General features: G+C 72.1%; 8 protein-coding genes. 7 read left to right on the forward strand and 1 reads right to left on the reverse strand.

What is annotated here, in order from left to right:
• A partial coding sequence (locus VIM26_RS16540) for a transketolase (protein ID WP_331953136.1) occupies positions 1 to 1,807 on the reverse strand: 1,807 nt, incomplete at its 3' end.
• Between the two features lie 288 nt (positions 1,808 to 2,095).
• Here VIM26_RS16540 and VIM26_RS16545 point away from each other — a divergent pair.
• The 7 genes from VIM26_RS16545 to VIM26_RS16575 form a co-directional block, all read left to right on the forward strand.
• The gene (locus VIM26_RS16545) at positions 2,096 to 3,076 is read left to right on the forward strand and encodes a heme o synthase (RefSeq protein WP_414696501.1); all 981 of its coding nucleotides are present in this window, start codon (positions 2,096 to 2,098) and stop codon (positions 3,074 to 3,076) included.
• Between the two features lie 7 nt (positions 3,077 to 3,083).
• The gene (locus VIM26_RS16550; RefSeq protein WP_331953138.1) at positions 3,084 to 4,025 is read left to right on the forward strand and encodes a site-specific tyrosine recombinase XerD; all 942 of its coding nucleotides are present in this window, start codon (positions 3,084 to 3,086) and stop codon (positions 4,023 to 4,025) included.
• 626 nt (positions 4,026 to 4,651) lie between these two features.
• Positions 4,652 to 5,539 carry an AAA family ATPase gene (locus tag VIM26_RS16555; RefSeq protein WP_331953139.1) on the forward strand — a complete coding sequence of 296 codons (888 nt, stop codon included), beginning with the start codon at positions 4,652 to 4,654 and terminating at the stop codon, positions 5,537 to 5,539.
• The gene (locus tag VIM26_RS16560; RefSeq protein ID WP_331953141.1) at positions 5,523 to 6,389 is read left to right on the forward strand and encodes a ScpA family protein; all 867 of its coding nucleotides are present in this window, start codon (positions 5,523 to 5,525) and stop codon (positions 6,387 to 6,389) included. The genes VIM26_RS16555 and VIM26_RS16560 overlap by 17 nt, the downstream gene beginning before the upstream one ends.
• On the forward strand, positions 6,386 to 7,177 hold the full coding sequence (locus VIM26_RS16565; RefSeq protein ID WP_331953143.1) for an SMC-Scp complex subunit ScpB: 792 nt from the start codon (positions 6,386 to 6,388) through the stop codon (positions 7,175 to 7,177). The genes VIM26_RS16560 and VIM26_RS16565 overlap by 4 nt, the downstream gene beginning before the upstream one ends.
• Positions 7,174 to 8,049 carry a pseudouridine synthase gene (locus VIM26_RS16570; protein ID WP_414696502.1) on the forward strand — a complete coding sequence of 292 codons (876 nt, stop codon included), beginning with the start codon at positions 7,174 to 7,176 and terminating at the stop codon, positions 8,047 to 8,049. The genes VIM26_RS16565 and VIM26_RS16570 overlap by 4 nt, the downstream gene beginning before the upstream one ends.
• A 7-nt stretch (positions 8,050 to 8,056) precedes the next feature.
• Positions 8,057 to 8,474 (forward strand): prephenate dehydrogenase/arogenate dehydrogenase family protein (locus VIM26_RS16575; RefSeq protein WP_331953145.1); only part of this gene is annotated, 418 nt, incomplete at its 3' end.

The following is an 8,474-nucleotide window of genomic DNA, read 5'->3' on the forward strand; positions in this document are numbered from 1 at the left end:
CGCGGGCGGCGACCGCGAGCTGGACCTCGGAGCCGGTGGCGATGAGGATGACGTCCGGCGTGCCGGTCGACGCCTCGAGCAGCACGTAGGCGCCCTTGTCGACGCCTGCGGCGGACGCGTAGCCGTCGGTGCCGCGGGGGACCGTCGGCACGTTCTGCCGGGTCAGGATCAGCGCGACCGGCCCGGCGTGCCGCTCGAGGAGCGACTTCCACGCCTGGGTGGTCTCGTTGGCGTCCGCGGGGCGCACGACGGCGAGCCCCGGGATCGCGCGGACCGCCGCGAGGTGCTCGACCGGCTGGTGGGTCGGGCCGTCCTCGCCGAGGCCGATCGAGTCGTGCGTCCACACGTACGTGACCGGGATCCCCATCAGCGACGCGAGGCGCACGGCGCCGCGCATGTAGTCGCTGAACGTGAAGAACGTCCCGCCGTACGGCCGGGTCAGGCCGTGCAGCGCGATGCCGGACAGGATCGCGCCCATCGCGTGCTCGCGGATGCCGAAGTGCAGCGTGCGGCCGTACTCGTCGCCCGCGAACTCTTTGGTCGAGCGACGGGCCGGCAGGAACGACGGCTCGCCCTTCATGGTCGTGTTGTTCGAGCCGGCCAGGTCGGCCGAGCCGCCCCACAGCTCGGGCAGCACGGCGGCGAGGGAGTTCAGCACCTCACCGGACGCGGCGCGCGTCGCGGTCGCCTTGCCGGCGGGGAACGTCGGCAGGGCGTCGGCCCAGCCCTCGGGCAGCTTGCCGGCCTGCAGCCGGTCCAGCAGCACGGCCTTGTCCGGGTTGGCGGTGCGCCACTCCTGGAAGCCGGCGTCCCACGCCTGGTGGGCCGCGGCGCCGCGCTCGCGAAGCTTGCGGGTGTGCGCGATGACGGCCGGGTCGACCTCGAAGGTCTTCTCGGGGTCGAAGCCCAGGACCTCCTTCAGGCCCCGCACCTCGTCGGCGCCGAGCTTGGAGCCGTGCGCGCCGTGCGTGTTCTGCTTGTTCGGTGCGGGCCAGGCGATGATCGTGCGCAGCCCGATGAACGAGGGCCGGTCCGTGACCGCCGCGGCGGCGTCGAGCGCGGCGTTCAGCGCGTCGATGTTCTCGACGTACTCCTCGCCGCCCTGCGTCCAGTCGACGAACTGGACGTGCCAGCCGTAGGCCTTGTACCGGGCGACGACGTCCTCGGTGAAGGCGATGTCGGTGTCGCCCTCGATCGAGATGTGGTTGTCGTCCCAGAGGACCGTGAGGTTGCCGAGCTCCTGGGTGCCGGCGATCGACGACGCCTCGCTCGAGACGCCCTCCTGCAGGTCGCCGTCGGAGGCGATCACGTACACGGAGTGGTCGAACGGGCTGGTCCCGGGGGCGGCGTCGGGGTCGAGCAGACCCCGCTCGCGACGCGCTGCCATCGCCATGCCGACGGCGCTCGCGATGCCCTGGCCGAGCGGCCCGGTGGTCATCTCCACGCCGGTCGTGTGCCGGAACTCGGGGTGCCCGGGGGTCTTGGAGCCCCAGGTGCGCAGCGCCTTGAGGTCGTCGAGCTCGAGCCCGAAACCGGCGAGGTACAGCTGGATGTACTGGGTGAGGCTCGAGTGCCCCGCGGAGAGCACGAACCTGTCGCGGCCCAGCCAGTGCGGGTCCGCCGGGTCGTGCCGCAGCCGGTTCTGGTACAGCAGGTACGCGACGGGCGCGAGGCTCATCGCGGTACCGGGATGGCCGTTACCGACCTTCTCGACGGCGTCGGCCGCCAGGACGCGGACGGTGTCCACGGCCTTACGGTCGAGATCGGACCACTGGACGGCCTGGTCAGCCGGAACGAGCGCGCTCACGGAACCTCTTTTCCTCACCGGGCGAGTCTGTGCCGCCCGGGATATCTGGCAGGAATGCTCATGCTCTGGGGGGCCCGCTCCGACGAAACACGGCGGGGGCGGTCTGACATGAGCCTAACGACGTTGGGGGGAAGGGGATTCCGTCGGTCGCAGATTGGACACCCGGGACCAAGGTCACACCCGACGCACCCTTCGAGGTGGACGGACCACCGGCATCGGGCCGTAGCATGACGGTCGACCACCTCACCGCCCCGCCCATACCGGCCGATGAACGGAAGGCCTCAGCGAGTGCGCACCCGAAGCCCGTTACCGATCGATGACCTGATCCCGGGGTCCTCGGCGACCCGCGCCTCGCGGACCCGCAGCGGTGCTGCCGGCCTCGCGGTGGCCCGCCAGCGCGTCGGCGCGTACGTCGCGCTGACCAAGCCCCGCATCATCGAGCTGCTGCTCGTGACGACGCTGCCGACCATGATCCTGGCGCAGCACGGATTCCCGCCGATCGGCCTGGTGATCGCGACCCTGCTAGGCGGTACCGCGGCGGCTGGGTCGGCGAACGTCCTGAACTGCTACATCGACCGGGACATCGACGAGCTGATGAACCGGACCAAGCGGCGCCCGCTGGTCACGGGCGAGATCACCCCGCGTGCCGCGCTCATCTTCGGGCTCGCGCTCGGGGTGCTCGCGCTGGGCTGGTTCGCGCTGGTCGTGAACCTGTTCGCCGCCGCGCTGACCGCCGGCGCGATCGGGATCTACGTCATCGGCTACACCATGATCCTCAAGCGCCGCACGTCGCAGAACATCGTGTGGGGCGGCGCCGCGGGCTGCATGCCGGTGCTGATCGGCTGGTCCGCGGTGACCGGGTCCCTCAGCTGGGCGCCGATCGTGCTGTTCGGCGTGATCTTCTTCTGGACGCCGCCGCACTACTGGCCGCTGTCGATGAAGTTCCGGCGCGAGTACGCGGCCGCGGGCGTGCCGATGCTGCCGGTCGTGGCCGGCGACAAGAAGGTAGCGACCGAGGTCATCGCCTACGCGGTCGCCATGGTCGCCTGCTCGCTGGCTCTCGTCCCGCTCGCCGGAATGACGTGGGTCTACGGCGTGTCCGCGCTGGCACTGGGCCTGTGGTTCCTCGGCGGATGCGTGGGGCTGTACTGGCGTGCGCTGCACCCGACGACCATGAAGCTCGCCGAGATGCGGCTGTTCCACCTGTCGATCACGTACCTGACGCTGCTCTTCCTCGCCGTCGCCCTCGACCCGTTCCTGCCGATCTGAGCCGACCGTGACCGACGTGTCCCTGCTCGGCGTCGTGCAGGAGTACCTCGCGCACCTCGCCGTGGAGCGGGGGCTGTCGACCAACACGCTCGCGGCCTACCGGCGTGACCTCGGGCGTTACGTCGCGCACCTCGAGCAGCGCGGGCGCACCGCGGCGACGCAGATCACGGCCGACGACGTCGAGGAGTTCGTCACCGCGCTGCGCACCGGGTCCGACGGCGGCGCGCTGCTGTCGCCCGCGTCCACCGCGCGCACCGTGGTCGCCGTGCGGGGCTGGCACCGGTTCTGCGCGCTCGAGGGCCTGGTCGCGGTCGATCCGGCGAGCGCGGTCCACCCGCCCGCCCAGCCCAAGCGGTTGCCCAAGGCGATCTCCACGGCCGACGTCGAGCGGCTGCTCGAGGCCGCCGGCGCCGGCGAGGGACCCGGACCGCTGCGCGACCGGGCGCTGCTCGAGCTCGTCTACTCCACCGGGGCGCGGATCTCCGAGGCGGTCGGGCTCGACGTCGATGAGCTGGACCTGACCCCGGACCTCGCCTCGGTCCGGCTGGTCGGCAAGGGCCGCAAGGAGCGCGCGGTCCCCGTCGGGTCGTTCGCGGTCGCGGCCGTGCAGGCGTACCTGGTGCGGTCCCGCCCGGCGTTCGCCGCGGCCGGCACCGGGACCCCGGCCCTGTTCCTCAACACCCGCGGCGCCCGCCTGAGCCGGCAGAGCGCCTGGGCGGTGCTGCGGGCCGCGGCCCGCCGCGCGAACCTGCCCGGCGCGGACCACATCTCCCCGCACACGCTGCGGCACTCGTTCGCGACCCACCTGCTGGCCGGCGGCGCCGACGTGCGCGTCGTCCAGGAGCTGCTCGGCCACGCCAGCGTCACGACGACGCAGGTGTACACGCTGGTGACCCCGGACACGCTCCGCGAGGTCTACGCCGCGAGCCATCCCCGCGCGCTGGGCTGACGTTCCCGCGGCAACGTCCCGGCGGTGCCCGGGCGCCGGTTCCTGCTCCCGCCCCCGGCTCGGGCTGCGGTCCGGCAGCTCACGAACTGCGAGTTGTTGCTCTCTCTTCGGCGAATTGAGAGCAACAATTCGCAGCTCGCGACGCTCGCGGCGGGAGAGTGGGCCGAGACGTTCCCGCGGGAACGTTCGGGCTGGACTTCTGGTCGGCGAGGTCTCTGTGCAGGGCTCTGTGCATCGGATCTGCCCTCTGGGTGCACTCTCGATGCACCGAGCGCTGCACCGAGCGCTGCACAGAGGGGCGATCCGGGGCTCCCCGCCGCGAACTGCGCCGCACATCGCCTCCGAGGGTGCGTCCGGAGCGGGCGGCGGGCGAAGTACAGGCCGGTGGCTCGCGTCCTTCGGTCATCTTCCAGTCGGACCTGTCGCCGTCGGACGTGCCGCCGTCGTGGAACATCGGGGTGGTCGATGGCGGCGGGTCGCCGTCGAGGTGCACATCCCCGGCAAGTTCAACGGACCGTGGGTCACCGAGCTGCCCACCGGAAGCTAGCGCCGACCCGCGCAACAACCCCGCCACGCGCGGCGCGAATCTCCGCAATCCGAAAGGGGTCTTCGGGTACGTTGAGTGCGTGAGCAGCCAGGCCCCTTCCGGAACGTCCACCGTCGCGGTGGCACCGCTGTTGGACCCCGTTGGGCGTCCGCTCCCCGTGTTCGCGGAGCCCGAACCGCTGTCCTCGCACGGCCCGGGCCGCATCATCGCCCTGTGCAACCAGAAGGGCGGCGTCGGCAAGACGACGACGACCATCAACCTGGGCGCGGCGCTCGCCGAGTACGGGCGCCGCGTGCTGGTGGTGGACTTCGACCCGCAGGGTGCCGCGTCCGTCGGGCTGGGCGTGAGCCCGCACGAGCTCGACCTCACCGTCTACAACCTGCTGATGGAACGCAACGCGAACATCGCGGACGTCGTGTGCAAGACGGGCATCGAGAACCTCGACCTGCTGCCCGCGAACATCGACCTGTCGGCGGCCGAGGTCCAGCTGGTCGGCGAGGTCGCCCGCGAGTCGGCGCTGGCCCGCGTGCTGCGCCCCGTGGTCGACGACTACGACGTGATCCTCGTCGACTGCCAGCCCTCCCTCGGGCTGCTCACCGTGAACGCACTGACCGCCGCGCACGGCGTGCTCATCCCGCTCGAGTGCGAGTTCTTCGCGCTGCGCGGGGTCGCGCTGCTGGTCGAGACCATCGAGAAGGTGCGCGACCGGCTCAACCCGCGCCTCGAGGTCGACGGCATCCTCGCGACCATGTACGACCCCCGCACGCTGCACTCGCGCGAGGTCATCTCCCGCGTGAACGAGGCGTTCGGCAACACGCTGCTGCACACCGTCGTCGGGCGCACCGTGAAGTTCCCGGACTCCTCGATCGCCGCCGAGCCGATCACGACGTACGCACCGACCCACTCGGGCGCCACGGCCTACCGCCAGCTGGCCCGAGAGCTCATCGCCCGTGGCGACGCCGCCTGAGGCTCCGCCGGCGGGCACCTCGTCCTTCGAGGTCCATCTCGAGAACTTCTCCGGCCCCTTCGACCTGCTGCTCGGGCTGATCTCCAAGCGCAAGCTCGACATCACCGAAGTCGCGCTCGCCGAGGTCACCGACGAGTTCATCGGCTATCTCCGCGCGGCAGATGCCGCCGGTGGCAAGCGCTGGGACCTCGGCCAGGCGAGCGAGTTCCTGGTCATCGCCGCGACCCTGCTCGACCTCAAGGCCGCCCGACTGCTGCCCGCCGGCGACGTCGAGGACGCCGAGGACCTCGAGCTGCTCGAGGCCCGCGACCTGCTGTTCGCCCGGCTGCTGCAGTACCGCGCCTACAAGGAGGTCGCGGCCTCGATCGCCGAGGCGCTGCTCAGCGAGGGCCGGCGGTTCCCGCGCTCGGTCACGCTCGAGCCGCAGCTCGCGGCATTGCTGCCCGAGCTGTTGTGGAAGATCGGCCCCGACCAGCTCGCCGCGATCGCCGCGAAGGCGATCGCCCCGAAGGCCCCAGCGCCGGGCATCGACCTCACCCACCTGTACACCCCGGTCGTCAGCGTGCGCGAGCAGGCCGCGATCCTGGTCGACAAGCTGCGGCGCGACGGCGTCTGCTCGTTCGCGACCCTGGTGGCCGACGCCGACTCCACCGCCGTCGTCGTGGTCCGGTTCCTCGCGCTGCTCGAGCTGTTCCGCGAGGGTGTGGTCGCGTTCGAGCAGGTCACCCCGCTGGGCGGGCTGACCGTGCGGTGGACCGGGGCCGCGGACGGCGAGGTGGTCGTCGTCGACGACTATGACGACGACGAGCACGACGGCGACGAGCATCACGACGAGCAGGAGCAGGCATGAACGAGTCGGACCTGACCCTGGCCGAAGAATTCGCAGCGCTCGACGCCGGCGAGCCCACCCTCGCCGTCCGCGGGCCGGAGCTCGATGCGGAGGCGCCCGTGCTCGACGCCGACCTTGACGCACCCGATCCCGAAACCCCCGATCTGGAAACCCCCGATCCCGAAACCCCCGCCCCCGAAACCCCCACCGACGAGCTCGCGTTCGACGTTGCGGACCTCCCCGGCGGCGCCCTCGCCGCGCTCGAGGCGGTCCTCATGGTCGTCGACGAGCCGATCCCGGCCGTCCAGCTCGCGAGCGTCCTCGCGCTGCCCATCCCCACGGTCGACCGCCTGCTCGCCGAGCTCGACGCCGAGTACCGCGGCGCGGACGGCGGTCGCCCGCGCGGCTTCGAGTTGCGCCGGGCCGGCGCCGGCTGGCGGATCTACTCCGCGCCGCCGTACGCCGCCGTCGTCGGGCGGTTCGTGCTCGACGGGCAGACGGCCCGGCTGACCCAGGCCGCGCTGGAGACCCTCGCCGTGATCGCGTACCGCCAGCCGGTCACGCGCGGGCAGGTCTCGGCGGTGCGCGGGGTCAACGTGGATGGCGTCGTGCGGACCCTCACGTCGCGCGGTCTGGTCGCCGAGATCGGCGTCGAACCGTCCAGCGGTGCGGTGCTCTATGGCACTACGGGATACTTCTTGGAACGGATGGGGCTCGGCTCGCTCGACGAGATGCCGCCGCTGGCCCCATACCTTCCAGATTTCGACGCCTTCGAGGGCGTCGACGACGCCTCAGGAGTGAACACGTGAGCACGAGTAGTGACAGCCGGCCGGAACGCGGACAGCGGGGCGCCGGACGCGGTGCCGGTCGCGCGAGCGGACCGCAACGCCCCACGCTCGGACGCCCGGCGCGGCGCCCCGAGGCCGAGCAGGTTCCCGACCGCGACGTGCACGTCGCCGACGGGATCCGGCTGCAGAAGGTGCTCGCCACCGCCGGCCTCGGCTCGCGGCGCGCGTGCGAGATCCTCATCTCCGCAGGTCGGGTGACCGTCGACGGCGTCCAGGTGCGCGAGCTCGGCGTGCGGATCGACCCGACTGTCAACGTCGTGCACCTCGACGGCATGCGCATCCAGCTCGACACCTCGCTGATCACCCTCGCGCTGAACAAGCCGATCGGCGTCGTCTCCACGATGCACGACCCGGAGGGGCGCCCCTCCCTCGAGCAGTTCGTCGCGGACCGCGACGAGCGCCTGTTCCACATCGGTCGGCTCGACGCCGAGACCGAGGGCCTGCTGCTGCTCACGAACGACGGCGAGCTCGCCAACCGTCTCGCGCACCCCTCGCACCTGGTCCCCAAGACGTACCTCGCGCACGTCGAGGGCCGCGTCGCGAGCAACGTCGGGAACAAGATGCTGCACGGCATCATGCTCGAGGACGGCATCGCGAAGGTCGACCGGTACCACATCGTCGACTCCACCCCGCAGGCCGCGCTGATCGAGATCGTGCTGCACGAGGGCCGCAACCGCATCGTGCGCCGCCTGTTCGAGGAGCTCGGGCACCCCGTCACGCGCCTCGTGCGCACCCAGATCGGCCCGATCCGGCTCGGCGACCTGCGCACCGGCACGGTCCGCGTGCTCAGCCAGCCCGAGGTCGGCTCCCTGATGGCCCAGGTCGGGATGTGAGCGTCGCGTGAGTCTGGACGCACCCGGGCCGGTCGCCACGCGCGGTCCGGTCCGGGTCGTCGGCACGGGCCTGCTCGGCGCCAGCGTCGGGCTGGGCCTGGCCACGCGCGGCGTCGACGTCGTGCTGCACGACCCGTCGCGCATCGCGCTCGCCCTCGCGCGCGACGTCGGCGCCGGCCGGCTGCCCGCGCCCGACGACGCCCCGGTCTCCTTGGTGATCGTCGCCGTCCCGCCCGACGTGACCGCCGACGTCGTGCTGGCCGAGCTGGCCGCGCACCCCGGCGCCGTCGTGACCGACCTCGCGAGCGTCAAGGGGTACATCCTGGACGCGCTGCGCGTCGCGGGCGCCGACCTGTCCCGGTACGTCGGCTCGCACCCGCTGGCCGGCCGCGAACGCTCCGGACCGGCGGCCGCCGTGCCCGACC

It is taken from the genome of Pengzhenrongella sp., assembly GCF_036565025.1.
Lineage (GTDB): Bacteria > Actinomycetota > Actinomycetes > Actinomycetales > Cellulomonadaceae > Pengzhenrongella.

Coding starts and splice junctions, on each gene's coding strand:
- VIM26_RS16565 (WP_331953143.1), top strand. CDS start 6,386: ATGAACGAGTCGGACCTGACCCTGGCCGAAGAATTCGCAGCGCTCGAC.